Annotated in this window: 13 protein-coding genes and 2 pseudogenes; 11 read left to right on the top strand and 4 right to left on the bottom strand. The window is 54.2% G+C overall.

Annotated features, from left to right (window positions below):
• Positions 1-98 precede the first annotated feature (98 nt).
• The 7 genes and pseudogenes from A4E33_RS09565 to A4E33_RS09535 all read left to right on the top strand — a co-directional run.
• Positions 99-2,120: pseudogene (locus A4E33_RS09565) on the top strand (PKD domain-containing protein); the annotation flags it as partial.
• Complete coding sequence (locus tag A4E33_RS09560; RefSeq protein ID WP_292347607.1) at positions 2,121-5,591, top strand: PKD domain-containing protein; 3,471 nt, start codon at positions 2,121-2,123, stop codon at positions 5,589-5,591.
• The gene (locus A4E33_RS09555; RefSeq protein ID WP_292347594.1) at positions 5,584-6,573 is read left to right on the top strand and encodes a hypothetical protein; all 990 of its coding nucleotides are present in this window, start codon (positions 5,584-5,586) and stop codon (positions 6,571-6,573) included. Before A4E33_RS09560 ends, A4E33_RS09555 begins: the two co-directional genes overlap by 8 nt.
• 193 nt (positions 6,574-6,766) lie before the next feature.
• A pseudogene (locus A4E33_RS09550) lies at positions 6,767-7,009 on the top strand (PKD domain-containing protein); the annotation flags it as partial.
• Between the two features lie 162 nt (positions 7,010-7,171).
• Positions 7,172-9,289, top strand: coding sequence for a DUF6345 domain-containing protein (locus tag A4E33_RS09545; protein ID WP_292347592.1), 2,118 nt, complete (start codon positions 7,172-7,174; stop codon positions 9,287-9,289).
• Positions 9,290-10,261 (top strand): hypothetical protein, encoded by a 972-nt coding sequence (locus A4E33_RS09540; RefSeq protein WP_292347590.1) that lies wholly within the window; start codon positions 9,290-9,292, stop codon positions 10,259-10,261.
• Between the two features lie 215 nt (positions 10,262-10,476).
• Positions 10,477-11,100: a hypothetical protein gene (locus A4E33_RS09535; protein ID WP_292347589.1), complete on the top strand. Its 624-nt coding sequence runs from the start codon at positions 10,477-10,479 to the stop codon at positions 11,098-11,100.
• 781 nt (positions 11,101-11,881) lie between these two features.
• Here the strand turns inward: A4E33_RS09535 and A4E33_RS09530 are convergent.
• Both A4E33_RS09530 and asnB read right to left on the bottom strand, forming a co-directional pair.
• Entirely contained in the window at positions 11,882-13,231 is a 1,350-nt protein-coding gene (locus tag A4E33_RS09530; protein WP_292347587.1) for a mannose-1-phosphate guanylyltransferase/mannose-6-phosphate isomerase, read from the bottom strand.
• Positions 13,232-13,550: 319 nt separating this feature from the next.
• Positions 13,551-15,401 (bottom strand): asparagine synthase (glutamine-hydrolyzing), encoded by a 1,851-nt coding sequence (asnB, locus tag A4E33_RS09525; RefSeq protein ID WP_292347585.1) that lies wholly within the window; start codon positions 15,399-15,401, stop codon positions 13,551-13,553.
• Between the two features lie 491 nt (positions 15,402-15,892).
• Here asnB and A4E33_RS09520 point away from each other — a divergent pair, with 491 nt between their 5' ends.
• Together A4E33_RS09520 and A4E33_RS09515 are read left to right on the top strand one after the other, a co-directional pair.
• Positions 15,893-17,479, top strand: coding sequence for a PKD domain-containing protein (locus A4E33_RS09520; RefSeq protein WP_292347582.1), 1,587 nt, complete (start codon positions 15,893-15,895; stop codon positions 17,477-17,479).
• A 325-nt stretch (positions 17,480-17,804) separates the two neighbouring features.
• Positions 17,805-18,551 carry a class I SAM-dependent methyltransferase gene (locus A4E33_RS09515; RefSeq protein WP_292347580.1) on the top strand — a complete coding sequence of 249 codons (747 nt, stop codon included), beginning with the start codon at positions 17,805-17,807 and terminating at the stop codon, positions 18,549-18,551.
• Between the two features lie 15 nt (positions 18,552-18,566).
• Here A4E33_RS09515 and A4E33_RS09510 read toward each other — a convergent pair whose 3' ends face one another.
• Positions 18,567-18,950 (bottom strand): helix-turn-helix domain-containing protein, encoded by a 384-nt coding sequence (locus A4E33_RS09510; RefSeq protein ID WP_292347578.1) that lies wholly within the window; start codon positions 18,948-18,950, stop codon positions 18,567-18,569.
• A gap of 87 nt (positions 18,951-19,037) precedes the next feature.
• Between A4E33_RS09510 and A4E33_RS09505 the strand changes: the two genes are divergently transcribed.
• Positions 19,038-19,214, top strand: coding sequence for a DUF5320 domain-containing protein (locus A4E33_RS09505; RefSeq protein ID WP_292347576.1), 177 nt, complete (start codon positions 19,038-19,040; stop codon positions 19,212-19,214).
• 27 nt (positions 19,215-19,241) lie between these two features.
• Here A4E33_RS09505 and A4E33_RS09500 read toward each other — a convergent pair whose 3' ends face one another.
• Complete coding sequence (locus tag A4E33_RS09500) at positions 19,242-20,129, bottom strand: hypothetical protein (RefSeq protein WP_292347574.1); 888 nt, start codon at positions 20,127-20,129, stop codon at positions 19,242-19,244.
• Positions 20,130-20,256: 127 nt separating this feature from the next.
• On the opposite strand from A4E33_RS09500, the gene A4E33_RS09495 reads away from it, so the two are divergent.
• The gene (locus tag A4E33_RS09495) at positions 20,257-20,484 is read left to right on the top strand and encodes a hypothetical protein (protein ID WP_292347572.1); all 228 of its coding nucleotides are present in this window, start codon (positions 20,257-20,259) and stop codon (positions 20,482-20,484) included.
• Positions 20,485-20,509: the final 25 nt, after the last annotated feature.

Raw genomic sequence — 20,509 nt, 5'->3', positions numbered from 1 at the left:
GTGCATCAGGGAGCAACGGGTATGTCCGTATCGAACCGATCAAGCCGCCGGTACCGGTTGCCGGGTTCAATATCACGCCGTATTCCGGCCAGTATCCGGTGAATGTGCAGTTCACGGATATTTCGATCGGATATCCGACGCGGTGGAGCTGGAATTTCGGTGACGGGTCTTCAACATTCACGACAACGGATCCCGGCCAGAAGGATGCGAACCACACGTATACCGCGGCCGGGACGTACACGGTGACGCTGACGGTGAACAACACGCAGGAGGCGGCATCGGTCTCGCACCAGGTGTATGTTGCCGGACCGCCCGCAGCACCGACACAGAATGTTGTGGAGTACACGTCGCCGGGCATTTACAATTACACAGTCCCGGCAGAGATCCGGTCGGTGTATGTGATGGTCGTAGGAGCCGGAGGCGGTGGTGGAGGCGGATCCGGTGGCGGATGGAACGGAGCCCAGGAACATTGGGGGGCGCCAGCTGGCGGTGGCGGATCCGGATATGGCCAGATATACACGGTGAATGTGACACCGGGAGACGTTATTCCGGTAGAGGTCGGTCTCGGAGGATACGGTGGCATGGGCGGGTTGTATGATTTCCGGTATTCTCCGTGGATTTGTAATCCCGGAATGGATGGTCTTGCCGGAGGGGCCTCGCAGTTTGGCAATGTGGTGATGGCCGGAGGTCAGCCGGGCAAGGGATCGGTTTGTCACACGACCGTCGGGACGAACGGGACCGGGTATAACTCCGGCACGGCCGGGACGCCGATACCGCCACAGTATACGACGAATGCCGGGACGGGCGGGTCAGGTGGAGCCGGATATTCGGCGAATGGTGCTGCGCGTGGATCAGGTGGCGGTGGAGGAGCCGGCGGGTTCCGGGCCAAGGTTTATGCCTCGTATAACGGCTGGAGCCCGTGGGGCAACGGGTGGAGTGGTGCATCAGGGAGCAACGGTTATGTCCGTGTCGAGCCGATCAAGCCGCCGGTACCGGTAGCCGGGTTCAACGTGACACCGTATTCCGGCCAGTATCCGGTGAACGTGCAGTTCACGGATATTTCGATCGGGTACCCGACGCGGTGGAGCTGGAATTTCGGTGACGGTTCACCGGCATTTACGACAACGGATCCTGGCCAGAAGGATGCGAACCACACGTATACCGCGGCCGGGACATACACGGTGACACTGACAGTGAACAACACACAGGAAGCTGCATCGGTCTCGCACCAGGTGTATGTTGCCGGGTCGCCGGCTGCACCGACACAGAATGTTGTGGAGTATACGTCGCCGGGCATTTACAATTACACAGTCCCGGCAGAGATCCGGTCGGTGTATGTGATGGTAGTCGGAGCCGGAGGTGGCGGAGGCGGAGGATCCGGCGGCGGATGGAACGGAGCCCAGGAACATTGGGGGGCGCCAGCTGGCGGTGGCGGATCCGGATATGGCCAGATATACACGGTGAATGTGACACCGGGAGACGTTATTCCGGTAGAGGTCGGTCTCGGAGGATACGGTGGCATGGGCGGGTTGTATGATTTCCGGTATTCTCCGTGGATTTGTAATCCCGGAATGGATGGTCTTGCCGGAGGGGCCTCGCAGTTTGGCAATGTGGTGATGGCCGGAGGTCAGCCGGGCAAGGGATCGGTTTGTCACACGACCGTCGGGACGAACGGGACCGGGTATAACTCCGGCACGGCCGGGACGCCGATACCGCCACAGTATACGACGAATGCCGGGACGGGCGGGTCAGGTGGAGCCGGATATTCGGCGAATGGTGCTGCGCGTGGATCAGGTGGCGGTGGAGGAGCCGGCGGGTTCCGGGCCAAGGTTTATGCCTCGTATAACGGCTGGAGCCCGTGGGGCAACGGGTGGAGCGGTGCAGCCGGTTCGAACGGGTATGTCCGTATCGAGCCGATTAAGCCGCCGGTACCGGTGGCGGGCTTCAATGTCACGCCGTATTCCGGCCCGTATCCGGTGAACGTGCAGTTCACGGACATCTCGATCGGGTATCCCACGAGATGGAGCTGGAATTTCGGTGACGGTTCGCCGGCATTTACGACAACGGATCCCGGCCAGAAGGATGCGAACCATACGTATACCGCGGCCGGGACGTATACAGTGACACTGACAGTGAACAATACTCAGGAAGCTGCATCGGTCTCGCACCAGGTGTATGTTGCCGGGCCGCCGGCGGCACCGACACAGAATGTTGTCGAATATACATCGCCGGGCGTTTACAATTACACAGTTGCGCCAAGTGTCGGAATACTAAGGGTAACCATAGTTGGAGCCGGAGGAGGAGGTGGCGGAGGATCTGGAGGCGGATGGAACGGTGTGCAGGAACATTTCGGTGCCCCGGCTGGTGGCGGAGGATCCGGGTACTATAATGTTTCGAATATCTCTGTTGCTCCTGGACAGGTTATTCCGGTGGAGGTCGGCCTCGGCGGTTATGGAGGTATGGGTGGCTTGTATGATTTCCGATATTCTCCATGGATCTGCTCACCGGGTTATGACGGCTTTTCCGGAGGGAACTCACAGTTTGGTAATATCACGGCAAGTGGAGGTTCATTTGGATTCGGATCGGTTTGTCACACGACCGTCGGGACGAATGGGACCGGGTATATTTCGGGAACGGCCGGGACGCCGACACCCCCGCAGTATACGAACAGTGCCGGGACCGGCGGGTCCGGTGGAGCCGGATATTCGGCGAACGGTGCCCGGGGAGGCGGTGGCGGTGGCGGAGCCGGCGGGTTCCGAGCCAAGGTTTATGCCGCGTATAATGGCTGGAGCCCGTGGGGCAACGGGTGGAGCGGAGCAGCCGGTTCGAACGGGTATGTCCGTATCGAACCCTTTGTCCTGCCAAAGCCCGCGGTCTCCTTCAACGCGTCCCCCGCCAATGGCACGGCCCCGCTGGACGTGAACTTCACGGACACTTCGACGAATTACCCGTTTGCCTGGTACTGGGACTTCGGCGACGGGACGAACTCGACCGAGCAGAACCCGGTCCACCGGTATAATGTTAGCGGTTTGTACACGATCAACCACTCCGCAACGAATGTCAATGGGACGGGATGGGCGAACGTGACGGGGGCGGTGGAGGTGACGTTTTACTGCCCGCTCATTGTCAGTTTCAACACATCGGAGAGTTCCGGCTATGCGCCGCTGACTGTGCAGTATAACGACACATCCACGTCAGGATCGCAACCAGCGATGATGATGTCATCGTTGAAGGCGGACTCAATGGATAAATCCGGCGACTCTCTAGTAAAAGAAGCGGCAATTGAAGGAGATCCTCTCGAAACGATCATTTCGTGGACCTGGTATCTGGGTGAGCAACTCGGGATACCTCAATGGTACAACTCGACGTCCTATGAAACAAGAAATCCGGATCCATTGACCTATGACGTAGGTAACTATACCCCGAACCTTACCGTGTGTTGCGCTATATGCTGCAACTCGACAACGGGGGTTGTGACAGCTATGGAGAATCACAATCTGGTTGCTAATTTCACGGCATCGCCAAGATCTGTAAACAAATTGCAGTCCGTACAGTTTAATGATACCAGCACCGGCTCTCCGACAACGTGGTTATGGTCGTTTGGTGATGGTCATTCAGACTCTGAGCAAAACCCGAAACATACGTATAATTACGTAGGGAATTTCACCGTGAGCCTGACTGTGACGAATGCGACAGCGAGTAATACTACGGTGAAGCAGGGGTATGTTAACGTGACGGATGAGATGACGACGTATAAGGTGTACGCGGAAGCCGGAGATAATGGAGTCGGGGTCTTGGACATGGCTAACGGGTTCTATTATACTGTGAAAGGATCTTCAAATGGTAATGTCTCATGGGTAGATTGGCAGAATAGCAATGGTATTATAGACCCAAGTATTGCACGTGAAGACCACTGGACAACAAACTCCGCTGATTGGGTGGATAACAGTGATTTCGCCTATTTCTCAGGACATGGTTCTCCTGCTGCGTTTTGTTTCACGTACTCTGATACGGGATATTATGGTGCTGAAGCCTCACGAATTCATCTGACATCTGGCCGGCCCAAATGGGTTGTACTTGATGCCTGCCTCAGCCTTTATGATGGAACTTGGACGCAGTGGTCGAATTCATTTAACGGATTGCATATGCTTCTTGGATGGAATACGACGACTGTTCCGTCATATGATCCGGTAAAATCCCGAGGACAAGTGTTTGCTGAACTTATGCAGGGGGAATATCCATCAAATGAATCACAAAGATTAAGGATGATTGACGCGTGGGATTGGGCTGGCAGATATACATGGGGAATACAACCAACACAATCAGAATCCGACATCTATAATGCAGTCATCTACGATGAAAACTGTATCAATGATCATCTTGCCGGCTGGGGAGATGTCTGTGCGGCCCCGAGCGGTAATCTTCACTACTACTCAATATTGATCTTCAATAAAACCGAGGGGATATATGCGACCACCCGTTCACTGACAATGATTGAAGACAGCTATTCTGTTGATGCAAAAGTGCCGGTCACCAGTGACATTGTTGCAATATATAAATCCGTTAGACCCGAATATACCAAGGAATCGGTCAGCTCTCTTGCGATGAATCTTGGAATGTCCGGGAATATCCGGGAAACCCCTAATGCATTCTATGCAGGGGATACCGATACGGACCAATACTATTTCGTTGTCCAGAAGGACACCGGCATGATCTCGTTCCAAAAATTCAATGCCAGATCCGGAATGCCGCAACCGGATAGAAAATCGATTGAAGCCGTCAACAGATTCCTGCAGGACAACAACCTGCTGCCTCTGAATTCGCTGGAACCGGCAGTGGTCAATAACGTTGGGGAAAGCATATCCTCCACCGGAGAACGGCAGATCAGCTGGAAGACAAACGTGATCTCCTATCCCCAGATGATTGACGGCCTGCCGGTATACAATGCCCAGTTCACTGTGGAAGTCGATTCCGAAAACAATATTATCGGACTTTTCAGGAACTGGCGTGAATATCAGCCATATGAAACAGTTATCCTGAAGTCGCCTGAGCAGGCTTTCGGCGAACTGAAATCCCATCAGCCGCAGGGTAAAAAAGCAGTGAAACCTGATAATGTCAAGGTAACCGGGATTTCCCTTGGATATTCCTTACAGGCATCCACTGATGGGGAAGAGTATCTTCAGCCATTATATATCCTGAAAGGAAACCACCGGCACGGAACTTCCGAGGAACCATTTGAACCTGTTGTTATTGATGCAAATTCTGGTGAGAAAGTTAAGAAGAGAAATATTCCTCCACCCACACCCACTTCCAATGAGAGCCTTTCTGAAAATACCACTCAGAATACAACAACCGCGGTAATGAGTGTTGTTCCGACAATGAATTTTGTGTCAGATAATAATGCATCAAATCTCCTTCCGGTTATCGATCCGGAGAAAAACAGCGTGAATAATACGACCGATACCACAAGTCAGTATATGCTGAATAACCAATCGGATAATTTAACAATTATTGTGAATGAGACAATAAATAATGGTTTGATCATAATGAATATTACAAATAATTCTGTTTCAGGTGATTTGAATGGGTGAAAGATCCTTGCTTCCAGTCAAAATATTTTTTTTCTGCATTATTATACTTCTGTCTATTGTTTTTTTTACTGGATGCATGACGAATACTGTAAAATCAAATACATCAGATATAATTCAAACCAGTAAAACACCGCAATCGATAACTACTCAATCTCCAGTTTATACTGCAATTTCTGCCGGCGGCGGACACAATCTCGCGTTAAGACAAGATGGTACAGTTTTGGCATGGGGCGACGTCAGTCATAAGGAAATAATCGAAGTACCTGAAAATCTCAAAGATATCGTTTCAATCTCTGCTGGTGACCAATATAGTCTTGCAATGAAAAGGGATGGGACAATATTCTTTTGGGGAAGACCAGATCCTTCTGATCAGATTCCTACGTTGACAAATGTATCTAAAACAGTAGATATCACAGCATTATCCTCAGGCTGTGGCCATGTTCTTGCACTGAAAAAAGATGGTACCGTAATTACACGAGGGACTAACCGTGTTGGAGCACTGGATCCCCCGGCAAATCTCACAAATGTAATTGCAATATCTGCCGGGTGTTATCACAGCCTTGCATTAAAAGCGGATGGTACTGTAGTGGGATGGGGAGCTCAAGAGGGTCGTTATGTTGCATATGGTCAGGCTTATGTACCCTCCAACCTTACAGATGTGATTGCTATTTCAGCTGGCCTTCAACATAGTCTCGCCCTTAAAAAGGACGGGACGATAGTTGCATGGGGAGGAAATGAAAATGGCCAGACGGATGTCCCGACAACTCTGACAGATGTAATCGCAATATCTGCCGGAGCTCGTCACAATCTTGCGCTGAAAAAAGACGGAACCGTTATAGCATGGGGTCAGAATAATTTTAATCAGAGCCATGTTCCGGAAGGTTTGAGGGATGTCAAGGCGATATCCGCCGGAGGAGCTTCCAGCCTCGCGTTGAAAAAAGATGGCACCATCGTTGCATGGGGTGCAGTGGGGAATCCATAATATTTCATTAACCTTTGTTGGGGGTCAAGCGGATGCATGCCTTGGGCTACCTCCCCCTCTGGGGGAGAGAGGGGGTCACCATCATAATATCCTGAGAAAATCCGGTGATTCCGGAAATGAGAAACAGGATCCACGCTCTTTGAAATATTTTCCCAACCTCCGAACACATGAAGATTAATGCCCCAACGGCAACATCCGTATCGAACCGTTCGTCATCCCCGTCCCGAACGCGTCGTTCAACGCCACCCCGCTCAATGGCACTGCCCCGCTGACCGTGAATTTCACGGACTATTCGAACGGGTACCCGACCAGCTGGAGCTGGGACTTCGGCGACGGCACGAACTCAACCGAGCAGAACCCGTCGCATACGTACGAGGCGGCCGGTTCCTACACGGTCAACCATTCCGCAACGAACGGCATCGGGACCGGGTGGGTGAACCGGACGGGGTATGTGAATGTATCGTTTTACTGTCCGCTCTTTGTCAGTTTCAACACATCGGAGAGTACCGGCTATGCGCCGCTGACTGTGCAGTATAACGACACATCCACTTCAGGATCCCAACCGGCGATGATAATGTCATCGTTGAAGGTGGACTCAATGGATAAATCCGGCGACTCTCTAGTAAATGAAGCGGCAATCGAAGGAGATCCCCTCGAAACGATCATTTCGTGGACCTGGTATCTGGGTGAGCAACTTGGGATACCTCAATGGTACAACTCGACATCCTATGAAACAAGAAATCCGGATCCATTGACCTATGATGTAGGTAACTATACCCCGAACCTTACCGTGTGTTGCGCTATATGCTGCAACTCGACAACGGGGGTTGTGACGGCACTGATGCCACCGGAACCGGAGGCGAACTTTACAGCGATTCCGACATCCGGGAGAGCACCATTGGAAGTCAATTTTAATGATACGAGCACGAATTCGCCGACGAACTGGTCCTGGTCATTCGGGGATGGCGGGACTTCATCGTTACAAAATCCGATTCACAACTATACCGAAGCAGGGACATATACCGTCAGTATGACAGCTTCTAATGCAGCAGGAAGTAATACCTCAATGAAGAGAGGATTAATATCAGTCACAGGAGATATTACGAGATTCATCTATGCTGAAGCCGGTGAATCGGGCTGTGCCGAAACTGATGTTCGCGCATTTCATGATGCAATAATCATGAATAATACTCGTGGCTGGCAGAATGCAAACATTCCTCTGTCACTTCCAATCTATAATCCCGAAGCAAGGGTGAAACATTGGGCCGATGGGTCGGTATTTCCCGGGGGTCAGAGCAATAATTATCTCAACAAAGCTGACTTTGCGTATTTCCACGCACATGGTGGCATAATTGATAATCTCCCCTCGATAGATTTCAATATAACAGACCCTGACGGAGTGCACAATTTAACTCCCTCTATGGCAAAATGGGGTTACGAGATCCCAGGAAGCCGGATCAAGTGGATCACACTCCATTCGTGTCTATCCCTGAATGAGGGAACACAGGAGGAATGGAGACAATCCTTTTATGGTCTCCATTCGCTTCTCGGGTATGATACATTAACGACATGCGCACCAAGATCAACAGGAGAAGCATTTGCTCAGTTGATGAAAGGGGATTATCCAGGTCAAACAAGTTCACTATCAATCTGGAATGCATGGATCGCAGCAAATCAAGAGACGATGGATACAATGTCATACAAATTGGGTATGGTATATGTGATCGGATGCGAGAATGACTACCTTCCAGGTTTTGGAAATTCCGCGTTGAATTGCAATCCGCAGCGGAATGCCCAAGGGAATTATGATTTTGATTACCTTCCATACGATCCTGAAACATTTTCATATACTTCAACAGAAAAAACCCTTCAAAAAACGGAAGAGATGAAAAAGACTGACGGGATATTCAGTATCGATACAATGATAATCCCTGTACCAGAGAAAATCCAAATCTATGCTCCGGTAAAACCCGATTACGCCTATAATCAGGCTGAAAAAATATCCAGAGGCTTCAGTATGTCTGATAAAAAAATCGATGTACAAAAAGAAATTCAGAAATCTCATGAAGATCAGAGATCCCCATTCATTGTTCTGCATCACGATGCCAGAATCATCACTTACGTGGACTCGGAAAGGGATGATTTTTCCAGTGATAAGATAAAGAAACCTCTTTCTGATAGTCAGGCAGTCGAAAAAGTTACGGACGTATTAACTAAAGTTGACCTTATGCCTTCTGATGCTGTGATTGATGCATCGCGGCATCACTCAGAAAAACGTATAACAAAATCGGGATTGGATGAAACAACCGATGAAAGGACCACGGTATTTCTCCATAGGGAGATGGACGGTCTAATCGTAGAGAATTCAAACATTATCGCGGAAGTACGAGATAGCGGAAAAATCTCCCAATTGTTCATGAACTGGCGCGACTATGAACCGTATAAGGAGGCTGATACGAAATCCGCAGAATCAGCATTCATGGAATTCAAGGAAAAACCACTTCAATATCATAGCGACACGTCCCTGGAAAGGGTTGTCGTAACCGATATTACATTACGTTACTATTCACAGCCTCCTGCAATCACTGAGCAATATCTCCAGCCGGTGTACGTTTTCGAGGGATATGTGGAAACCAATCACACGACAAAACCATTTGATCCGGTGTACATTTCTGCAACAACTGAACAGTTTGACCGGATCCCGGAGGGCTGCTAAATGAATAAGAAAATGTCCGTTTTTCTTGGGAATACTGTGGTGATTTTTTGTGTTCTTCTATTTATGGCGATTATATTTACCGGTTGTGTATCAACAAAAACAGGAACACCGATTCAGGCTATGGAATATCAGTTATTCAATTCCACTTTCGGGAAATATTCTGCTAATGTGGCAATGGAAAAGATGCCGGAAGCTATTCTGGTATATAAAACTGAAAAATCAGTTTATACATGTGAATGGGGTGAGAAATTTGCACAGAGATTAGGATTATTCAGGGGATGTTATAAAACAAATGGTGGATTTTATATCAATGAAACAATATATGGTGGTCGAAGCGTTGATGTCAGGAGTGATATTGGTTTAATCCGTTTTAGTGATTTAGGACGAAAAGATAATTACCCTGATAAAGATAAACCCGTGAATCTGCCTCCTGATGATCAGGTTATCAGAAATGTAACAGATTTCCTGATGAGTCAGAATCTCTTATTCACCGATGCAGTATTCAGAGGTATATCTTTCGTTGAATTAGAGCATAGAAACGAATCGAACCGAAAGGAAATTACTCGTGGATCAAAATTCGTTTCTTTTGATCGAACTCTGAACAGCCGGAGGGTTGTAGGTTCCAAAATCAGAGTTGAAGTGGGTGAAAATTTTGATATACTGGACATATGGATTAACTGGCGTAACTACACTCCCTATAAGGAGGCGCCTCTCCGATCTGTTGAATCAGCTTTTGAGGAATTCACGACACGGGAACTCTGGTGTTCAGGATTCAGCGGATCTTCGGATAATGTCACAGTAACGAATGTGACCCTGGTATATTATTCACAGGTTCCTGCAGCAGCTGGAAACGAAAAATATCTCCAGCCGGTTTATGTCTTTGAGAGCATCGCGAAACAGGGGAATAAAACATCATCGTGCACCCCGCTTTCGGTTCCTGCAACGGTCGAACGGTTCGAGGAGACGTACTAAACCGTGAAATCACAATAACACCGTGAGGAAATTCCCAGCTCCGCTCATACTACAAAGCGTATATATCCAAAAGTATAACAGAATCCGGCAAGCCCGGCCCTGTACAAAAACCGGCTCCAATCCCCGGTAACAGGAACAGGCCGGCAATCAGAGGAAAGCGACTCAATGAAAACACCCATACGAAGAGCGACAGCTCTGGAAAAGGAGCCGGAACCATGACCCGCGGCCGTAAACCGAAGGAGGCAATCCGGTCAGCGATCCGGATCGCGGAGAAGCGGGGCGAGGTGGACCTCGTACGGTTCCGGCCCGGCATGATTGCCACGCTGATCATCTATTGCGTCGGCTTTGTGGTGCATGTACGGATTAAACGGATGCGCCACATCCGGTGTTCGGAGCAGGCGCTGGAGCTTGAGGCTTCGGAGGATCTCGCGGCACTCCGGCTCATCGCGGAATCTTTGCAGATCTCCCGCGAGCTCTGGATCTGTTCGCCGCGGGGGAATTTCCGGTTCTTCCGGGTCCTTGCGGATTCGCTCGTGGAGCTCGACCGCGACGGCCAGCCGCTGCCGGTGCAGTGGCCGGTCAGAAAGCGGAGATTCCCCGCAGTCACGACACCGCTCGGGAATGCGTACGTAATTGTTGCAGACGCGAAACCGGAGGCAGAGCCGGCCGGAAAATCCGATGAGATTCCTGCAGACCCGGGGCCGGGAAAAATTCCGGCCGAACAATCCGGAAATTTCCCGGCAGATGCGGAACCGGGAACGGTACCGGCCGGAGAGGCCGAAGACCTGGCAGACCCCCGTCTAGGACCAGGTCACCCCCGTGGGGACATATCTTCCTGAGTGTAAAGGTGAGGGTGGGCGGGTAAAAGAACCAACCTCGTAAATATGGCCCCGTTTGGCAATCGGAGCATTTATAGGGCGATTTGGTTCTGGTCCCGGATTACCCTGCTATTTAGGTGTCCCGAAAATGTGCCGAATTCGCAGAAAAGTGTTGCGAATTCACTTTTTCCGGGCCCGTATCGGGCTCAGATTGGAATTTTCACGCCAGATGTAAAAAGTGCCCTAATAGACCCTATTGGACAGCGAAAGTCCCCCTCAGTCGGACTACAGCAGGGTAAAGCGGCCCGGTGGCCCCTCTGGCCGGGGCTCCTCCGGCCCTCCTGATTATTGAAATTCCGGAGATTTTTCAGTCCGGATGGTTCACGGAAATTTTTTTCAAAAAAAATTCTTAAATTTCTCCGGAAATTTTGGGATGAAATTTTTTTCACGACCAAATTTTCCGGCCAGCTGGCTGCCGGAAAATTTTCTTAAAAAAAATCCGGGTACTTTTTGGAGAATTGCCGGAAAATTTCAACGTCACGGATGTACAGTTGGGCTGTAGAGATCCAAACAAATCCCTCATAATAAATTGCGATGGGACCACGGGCGCTCGCCGCCTAGTCGGGGCTCGCCCCGTGGAGCATGGCCATGCACGGGAACCTGATGAAAAAATGGTTACAGATGGGGGTCACCCTCAAAAAATCCACTGAGCGTCACTTGAATGATTTCTACAGAGCTTGCAGTTGAAGTCGTGAGTCCCCCAACCATCCGGGAAAAATCCCGGAATCCGGAAAAAAATTGTTCACTCCCTTCCGTAATCGTCCTCGAACCGGACGATATCGTCTTCCCTGAGATACTCCCCGAGCTGGACCTCGATGACCTCGAGCGGGATGACGCCGGGATTCTTCAGCCGGTGCTTGGTACCGCTGCGGACGAACGTGCTCTCGCCCTGGTGCAGCATCCGTGTCTCGGTGTTCAGCACGACCTCGGCCGTGCCGCTCACAACGATCCAGTGCTCCGAGCGGTGGTGGTGGAGCTGGAGGGAGAGCTTCTGCCGGGGCTTGACGGTCACCCGCTTGATCTTGTAGAACGGGGTGTCCTCGAGGATCGTGTACGAGCCCCACGGGCGGTACACTTTCCGGTGGAACTTGGTGACCTCCAGGTCCTGCTCGTTGTACCGGCTGACCAGCTGCTTCACCTGTTCGGCATGGGCGGTGTCGCACACGAGCAGGGCGTCCGCGGTATCGACAACAATGAGGTCGTGGACACCGATGAGGCCGACGTGCTTCCCCGGCGCGTGGATGAAATTGTTACGGGCGGCAAGGAACTCGGCCTTCCCGACATTGCCCTCGGGATCGTGCTGCTCCACATCGTACAGCGCCTTGAAGGTCCCGAGATCGCTCCACGGGGCCTCGAGGGCCACGACCGCGACCTTCTTCGAGTGTTCCAGCAGCCCGTAATCGATGGAGATCGATTCGAGAGCCGCATTATCCACCGGCGTATCTGCTGTGAACGCCCGGCAGAGCTCCGGCTGGTACCGTTTCAGCTCGGCAAAGAAGCAGTCGGTTGAAAGCAGGAAGATGCCGCTGTTCCAGAGGTACCCTTTCTTTACGTAGACCTTCGCGGTCTTCTCGTCGGGTTTTTCCCGGAACTCGTCCACGATGTTCCCTCCCGCAAGGCGTTTCCCGGGTCTGATATACCCATACCCCGTGTGGGGAGAGGCCGGCGGGATCCCGAACGTGACAAGATATTTCTTCGCAAGCGGCTCTGCGGCACGGATCTGGTCGAGGGCCGCATCGCCCAGCAGGTGGTCGCTCGGGAAGACGACGGCGGTTGCGTGGGGAGAGACCGACGCGATGCGCTGCATGGCCCATGCAATCGCCGGCAGCGTGTTCTTTCCCGCCGGTTCGGCGAGGAGGTGATCCTCCGGGATCGTGAGCCCGAGTTCCTCGATCTGGTTTTTTACAAGATACTGGTGAATCTCGTTTGTCACAACGTAGATCTCATCCGGCGCCGAGAGCCGGGCAGCCCGCTGCACGGTCTGCTGGAAGAGCGACGGGCCGTCGAGCTGGATAAACTGCTTGGGGTAATGTTCGCGGGAGAGCGGCCAGAGCCGTGTCCCGACGCCGCCAGCAAGGATGATTGATTTCATAGGAGTAACCGCTTTTCCCGGTTTTCCTCGCAATCCGGGATGTATATTCATTAATTCTGTCCGGGGTCACCATTAAACAATTCGATCCCGGGGGATCTCCTTTGTAGAACTCATCGAATTCACGCTCTCGGGGGCTCCGCTCACGCTCTGCCCCCGCCGCTGTGGCATCCCCCGCGTTGCGATGACGCCGTATTACCTTTATGCAAAACATTGAGATTTCCCGTACAGGTAATGCAGAGGAATCCTAAGCGCCCCCGCCCCCAACGGGGGCAGGGCTGGCGCAAGGGGGGCGATGTTGGATCCGGGTTGCAACCGATGCTCAGCTGGCAGTCGTTGCAGAAACAGCTCCGTCCCCGGTCCTCGCGTCAAAGAATTTCCGGAGCCAGAGCTCGGTGCAGACGATCCGCCAAATCTCCGGGGAATATGCCGATCTGCCCGCAAGGAACGCCTGGTAATCGGCCATGACCGCGCCGGCGTTCCAGTACGGCCGGCTCCGGAAACTGTCGGCGCCGAGCACCGCGAGCACGAACGGGCGGAGCGTCTCCTTCATCCAGACCTCTTCGGGAGTGACAAAGCCCATCTTGTCCATGCGGCAGCGGATGCTCTCCGGTATGAGCCCTTTTATCGCGCTGCGCAGGGCAATCTTGGTGATGCCGCCGCGGATCTTCCGGTCGAGCGGGAGGGATGCCACATATTCCACGAACCGGTAATCGAGGTAGGGAACCCGGGACTCGATGGAGAACGCCATTGCGTTCCGGTCCTCGTAGTGGAGGAGCGCCGGCAGGTTCGTGGAACAGAGTTCACGCCGGAGCACCTCCGGGAGGCTGCCGGCGTACCGGTCGACCGGGGGGACGGACACGGTCAGGAGGCTGCGCCGGCTCCGCCGTACAAGGACCTGTTTCGGCGCCGAGCTGAAGAAACCGCGGTGGAACCGGGCGGATCCTGCTGCCTCCCGGAGCGCTTCCTTAAAATGGCGCGAGTGGACAAGGCCCCGGATATAGCTGGCCTGGTACGCAAGGTATCCGGCAAGAAGTTCGTCGGCACCCTGCCCGTCCAGCACGACCTTGACGCTCTTCTGTGCAAGCCGCATCACGCAGTACTGGGCATAGATCGAGAGCGACCCGAACGGCTCGTCCTGCACCCATATGAGGCGGTCAATGTCCTCCCACAGCTGGTCCGGTGCCGGTTCGGTTTTGTGGGAGTCGACACCGGTTGCCTTCACGACCTCGTCGATATATCTGCTCTCGTCGAACTGTTTGTCGGAGAAAACGACCGAGAAGGTCTTCTGCCGGTCGCTGACGCTTGCCGGGGCCTCGTCGCGGATCAGGGTGTTGATGAGTACGGCAAGGGTCGAGGAGTCGATCCCGCCCGAGAGGCATGTGCCGACCGCAACATCGCTGCGCAGGTGGATGCGGGTGGCGTCGCGGAGCAGCCCGAGGAACCGGGCGTTCTCTTCATCGCGGGGTGTGTCCGAATGAACCGCCGGGCTGACCGCCAGCTCCCAGTAGCGGTACGGCGTATGCGGCCCGTCCCCGGTCACGATAAGGGCGTGGGCCGGTTTCAGCTGGAATATGCCGTCGAACATCGTCCGGTCCGAATGGTCCTGGACCCCCCATGCAAGGTAGGTCCCGAGGATCTCGTCATCCGGTCTTCTCCCGGCGTCCGGGTGTTCGAGCAGGGCCTTGATCTCGGAGGCGAACAGGAACGACCCGTTGATCGTGGTGTAATAGAACGGCTTGATGCCGAACCGGTCCCGGGCGCAGAAGAGCTGGCGGGTCTTCTCGTCCCAGAGGACAAACGCCCACATGCCGTTGAACCGCTGGAGGCAGGCGGTGCCCCACTCCTCGTACGCATGCAGGATGACTTCGGTATCGGAGTGCGAATGGAAGCGGTGCCCTTTCTGCACGAGTTCCTCCCGGAGCTCGATGTAATTGTAGATCTCACCGTTGAACAGCAGCCGGAGCGTCCCGTCCTCGTTTGTCATCGGCTGGAGGCCGTCCTCCGAGAGATCGATGATGGCAAGCCTGCGGTGAACAAGCCCCATGGGGCCCAGGACCTCGAGCCCCTCGCCGTCAGGGCCCCGGTGGACGAGCTGCCGGGACATCCGTGCCAGCAGCTCCCGGTCCGGCTCGCCACCGGAAAAACAGTACTGCCCCGCAATGCCGCACATTATGGTAAAGGTGGGCGGCGCGGGATTAAAAACATGTGAGGGTTGCGGGGTGCAGGCCTTCCCGGATATTGTTAACTTCCCGGTTCAGGCATTCCGGTTTTTGTCAAATATTCGCCCGGCCCCATGCTGCGAATATATGTGGGCCCGGCTCATCGGGATTAAAAAAACTCCTGATGCCGAATATCCTCGCGGGGAGGAACCCTCCCCGGTGCCAGTTTTCAGGTGGAATCCAGGCAGGACTGCCGGCGGCATTGCCCGCATTGCCGCCCAAAACGGCAGGGCTGATGGCGACAAAAATCATCCCACACCCCGCCACCCGCTTTTTGGCATATCCCCCGCGCTCAGGACGGTTGCGGGAGGATTCGGTTGCCGGAACAGGCAAACCCCCGCCGGAAATTTCCGGGCAGCGGCCTTTGTAAAATTATTTTCCGGAACTCATACGCGCATCATATATATAGGCGTAAAGTAGAGCCCTTAATGAAGGTGTTGCATTGCAGATTCCACAGTATCAGGAAAAAGCCCGCGGACGGATCTTTCCGCAGGCGGCAGCAAGACCGGCCGTTGCAGGAGTCCTCCTCCTTGTCCTTGGCGCACTGCTCATCCCGGCATGCGCTGCCGACACGGCACCGGTTGCAGCATTCATCTCGAACGTGAGCGACGGGAAGGTCCCGCTTACCGTCAAGTTCATCGACTCCTCGACCAATTCCCCCAATGCCTGGGTCTGGTCGTTCGGTGACGGCGCGACATCCACCGACAAGAACCCGGTGCACACGTACGTCACGAAAGGAACATATACGGTCACGCTCACCGTATCGAACGGGGCAGGCACGGACACGGTAACCCGCAGCGGCTATATCACGGTAAGCGCCTCGGCCATTAAACCCGTTGCCGGATTCCATGCCAATACCACGTCCGGCGATGTACCGCTCACGGTCCTGTTCCTTGATACGTCGACCAATTCGCCCACCTCATGGGTCTGGTCGTTCGGTGACGGGGGCACGTCCGCGGACCAGAACCCGGTGCATACCTATGCCAGTGCAGGGAATTATACGGTAACCCTCACAGCCACGAATGCTGCCGGGAGCGACACCATCTCAGAATCAGGTAAAATCAGCGTCGGTGCTATCGCTGAAAAGCCCGCTGCAGAATTCATTGCAACGACACAGTCCGGCAACGCCCCCCTCACGGTCCAGTTCGTTGATTCTTCGTCCCACACCCCGACATCCTGGGTCTGGTCGTTTGGCGACGGCAACACATCCACCACGCAGAACCCGACCCATGTCTACGTGGCGGAGGGTTCCTACACGGTCACCCTGACCGCATCGAATGCCGGCGGGAGCGACACGGAGACGAAGAACGGTTTCATCACCGTGACCTTCACCAAACCGGTGGCCAACTTCACTGCCAACGTGACACGGGGAACGGCACCGCTCTACGTGCGGTTCAATGACACCTCGGAGAATTCCCCTACGGTCTGGAGCTGGAAATTCGGCGATGGCGCAAAATCGTCCGAGCAGAACCCGGTCCATATTTTCAGGGATGCAGGATCGTACACGGTTTCCCTGACGGCAGAGAACACGGCCGGCAAGGATACCGTTAAAAAGTCCGAATACATCGAGGTGTTACCCCTCGCTTCCCCAATCGCATCGTTCACTGCCAATCCCGCCTCCGGCAAGGCACCCCTGACCGTCAGGTTCAACGATACCTCGGCCAACGCCCCCACTTCCTGGCTCTGGGCATTCGGCGACGGAGCGACCAGCGCGGAGCAGAACCCGGTCCACACCTACATGGAATCCGGGACATATACCGTATCCCTGACCGCCACGAACGAGGCGGGGAACAGCTTCAAGTCCATCACCATCACCACGGACGGGACCAGCCAGACCACTGTGCAGACAACCGCACCAACCCCCGCGGAGTCTGCCGTTGAGACCACGGCGGCTGTGACAACCGCACGGACAACCGCCCCGGCGTCATCGTCCGGCTCGTCCACCATGACCTATGTCATTGCCGGTATCGTCCTGATAATCGCCATTGCCGGCGCGATCCTCTATTTCCGGAACCGCAACGAGTTGTAAAGAATCCTGCAATCTTTTTTCCCCATCAGGCCTGCCCCGGGCAGATAGGAAGACCGGTTTTTCATACCCGTAGCACATGTTCATCGTTCCGGGAGATCTCGGATTTCTCCGGTGTGTTGAAAATACCCGGATTCCTGGTCCCTGCAGGTTCAATGAACCATGCCTGGTTACCCGTGAAAGATCCTGCCCGGAGGCTGGAGGGAGGTCCCCCCGGATAGAGACTTCCGGCAGGAACAGGGAAGGAAGTTCAGGTTTACATTTATGCCAGACATTCCTGTTGCCGACCGCAAAGCACTCTACCAGACAACACCAACCATGAGGTAACATGCAACTTCCGGCATTTTTTTACACGGTATTTGAATCGCTGCCCCGGCAGGGGCCCGGCTGCACGGCCGCGACGCGAAAAGTATTTTCGCTTCTCCCGCCTCTCCCGCAGGATGCGAAGATCCTTGATATCGGGTGCGGTTCAGGCACCCAGACGCGGGATCTCGCAGCACTCACGACAGGCCATATAACCGCCGTGGACAACCACCAGCCGTTTCTTGACACGATTGATGCGTGGGTGAAAAAGACCGGGAAGGCAGACCGGATCAAAACCGTCTGCGCCTCCATGGATGCCCTCCCGTTCGGGAAGGGCCGGTTCGACCTCATCTGGTCCGAGGGAGCAATCTTCATCATCGGTTTTGAGCAGGGGCTGAAGACCTGGAAACCGTTCCTCAAAAAAGGCGGGTACATGGTGGTCTCCGATGCCGACTGGTTCGAGCCAAATCCCCCAGCCGAGCTCGCGAAATGGTGGGAGAGCGAGGGGTATGTCCCGGTCTCCGAGGACGAGATGAAGGAGCGGGTGAAACGGGCCGGCCTCCGGCTCATCGCCACGTACCGCCTGCCCGAGGCCGGCTGGTGGGATAATTATCTTGTACCGCTGCTTGCCCGGATCGCGGAGTTCCGGAAGACGCACGGGAAGAACCCGGCAGATGCCGCCCTCCTCGACTCGCTCGAGCACGAGGCGGACATGTACCGTCGTTTCAAACGGTACTACGGGTACACGTTCTTCGTGATGCAGAACGTGTAACAGATACGGGGAGAATCAGTGGTGCCCGGGCTTCTTCCTGCAGTGCCCGGAGCAGCCTTCGGCTGAGAAGCCCTCCCGCTTCATGGTCCACTGGAGGAGCGGGAGGATCGCGTCCCAGAGCTCTTTCCCGTCATCAGTCAGGAAGTACTCCACCCGCGGCGGGATCTCGGCAAACGCCTCCCGCCCGACAAATCCCTCTTTCTGGAGTGAGGCAAGGGTATCGGTCAGCGTCTTGGGGCTGATGCCGTCGAGCTCCTTCTGGAGCTCGCTGAACCGGACTCTTGACGTGTTCCCCAGCACGTGGATGATCAGGAGCGCCCACTTCTTCGATATTGTATCGATGACGCCCTCGAGCGGGCACGGGCAGAGCCCTCGGGGTTCTTTGGTTTCCTGCGCCATAGTGACTATTTTACTATAAACTTTGTAGTATTAATACTATTCAGAAGATTGTAATTATGGAAAACAGCAAGGGAGGTGAAAAGAACAATGTTCGGGCATGAACACGGACACGATACCTGCGCCAGCCACTGCGGCTGCGGGTGCGGCGGGATGCTGTCGGTCGAGGACGAGATCAAGGCGCTCGAGGTCCACCGCCAGCATATGAAGCTGCAGCTGGAGATGATCGAGAAGCGGATCGCCGGGTTGAAGCACGTTGCGAAGTGATATACGCCGGCGCAGGAATGAAACCCCTCACGAATTTTTTTCCTGCCGGCAGTCGCCCTGCACTCTCCGGCCTCTGCCTGTTCCGGAGATGACGATAACAGCCAGGGCGGCAATTCCCGGCAGCGGGCTGATCGGTGCCTTGAGCGGCACTCCCCGGTCCGTTTTAACGGGCATGGTTACTGGCACCTTCGTATCCCCTGATACGACCCGGATATGGAAGTTGGCACAGGGGCATGCCTTCGGGGGGGCAAATCCCTCATTATATCCCCCGACAAACCGGACTTCTAACGTCGAATTGTCCCCGTTGTCGTGGAACCGGTACATCTCTCCCGTTATGAAATTCTTCGATTCATGGAAGCCGTTTTTTCTCGTTATTGACACGTTAGCCACCGTGTCGGCAGGAAACGTGTTGTACGAATAGACCTGCGGGATGGATCCGGACAGCTGGTAACTGATACCGTAGTCCGCGTCAAGAGGTGTCTCCAGGTACCCGGGATCGCCGAAAATTTCAGTCCCGACCGGTGTCCGGCCGTCATCGGCATACGCAAGACGCTGTATGGCGTACCACTGGTGGATATCCCGCGTTCCTTCGGACGGATTCATGAATTCAACCGACATCTCTGTCCGGGAGAGGACCCAGTCCCTGAACACTGCTTCGACAACATCCCCCTCCCGAAGCGCAGAAAAGATGGCATCGTCGGGGACCAGGCCGGTAAACTGCCCGGTCAGCTTATACCGGCAGAAATGCTCTTCACACGCCGCTTCAAGGGTGATCGTATGAGCCGTTTCATTCAGGTCGGTGACCGTACCCTGGAATACAACCGGGACAGGTGTTCCGCTGGCCGGTCCCGCGAGCACCAGCAGGAGGGATGACACGGCAATGATACTGATGTACGTCCGGTCCGGAAAAATCATGGTAACCTCAGCAGGGAGATATTCCTCAGTCGGCGGGAAGCGCCCGGGTGACCCGTTTCATACGTATATTCAACGCATTGAAATTAAAAAATTTTGTATATAATTTGAAAACAGGCGCATGTGACGCGTGGATTGGCGAAGCTTCGGTATGCTTATCGCCAGTCATTGCGGATGCGGGTGCGGCGGGATGCTGTCGGTCGAGGATGAGATCAAGGCCCTCGAAGTCCACCGCCAGCACATGAAGCTGCAGCTGGAGATGATCGGGAAGAGGATCAGCGGGCTGCAGAAGGCGGGATGGTACAACCTTTCCGGGTTTTACCCGGCACCCGCACCCTGCGTTTTGACCACCACCTAAAAATCCCCTGGCATCCCTGAGATAT

This window comes from Methanoregula sp. PtaB.Bin085 (assembly GCF_002067035.1).
GTDB lineage: Archaea > Halobacteriota > Methanomicrobia > Methanomicrobiales > Methanospirillaceae > Methanoregula.
Note: the sequence above shows the minus strand (reverse complement) of the source record. Positions and strands in the feature narration are given on the sequence as shown.

Bases quoted from the DNA above. Each gene is read 5' to 3' on its own strand.
- A4E33_RS09535 (WP_292347589.1), top strand. From the start codon at position 10,477: ATGACCCGCGGCCGTAAACCGAAGGAGGCAATCCGGTCAGCGATCCGG.
- asnB (WP_292347585.1), bottom strand. From the start codon at position 15,401: ATGTGCGGCATTGCGGGGCAGTACTGTTTTTCCGGTGGCGAGCCGGAC.
- A4E33_RS09510 (WP_292347578.1), bottom strand. From the start codon at position 18,950: ATGGCGCAGGAAACCAAAGAACCCCGAGGGCTCTGCCCGTGCCCGCTC.
- A4E33_RS09540 (WP_292347590.1), top strand. From the start codon at position 9,290: ATGAATAAGAAAATGTCCGTTTTTCTTGGGAATACTGTGGTGATTTTT.
- A4E33_RS09555 (WP_292347594.1), top strand. From the start codon at position 5,584: ATGGGTGAAAGATCCTTGCTTCCAGTCAAAATATTTTTTTTCTGCATT.
- A4E33_RS09545 (WP_292347592.1), top strand. From the start codon at position 7,172: ATGGATAAATCCGGCGACTCTCTAGTAAATGAAGCGGCAATCGAAGGA.
- A4E33_RS09515 (WP_292347580.1), top strand. From the start codon at position 17,805: ATGCAACTTCCGGCATTTTTTTACACGGTATTTGAATCGCTGCCCCGG.
- A4E33_RS09505 (WP_292347576.1), top strand. From the start codon at position 19,038: ATGTTCGGGCATGAACACGGACACGATACCTGCGCCAGCCACTGCGGC.
- A4E33_RS09530 (WP_292347587.1), bottom strand. From the start codon at position 13,231: ATGAAATCAATCATCCTTGCTGGCGGCGTCGGGACACGGCTCTGGCCG.
- A4E33_RS09500 (WP_292347574.1), bottom strand. From the start codon at position 20,129: ATGATTTTTCCGGACCGGACGTACATCAGTATCATTGCCGTGTCATCC.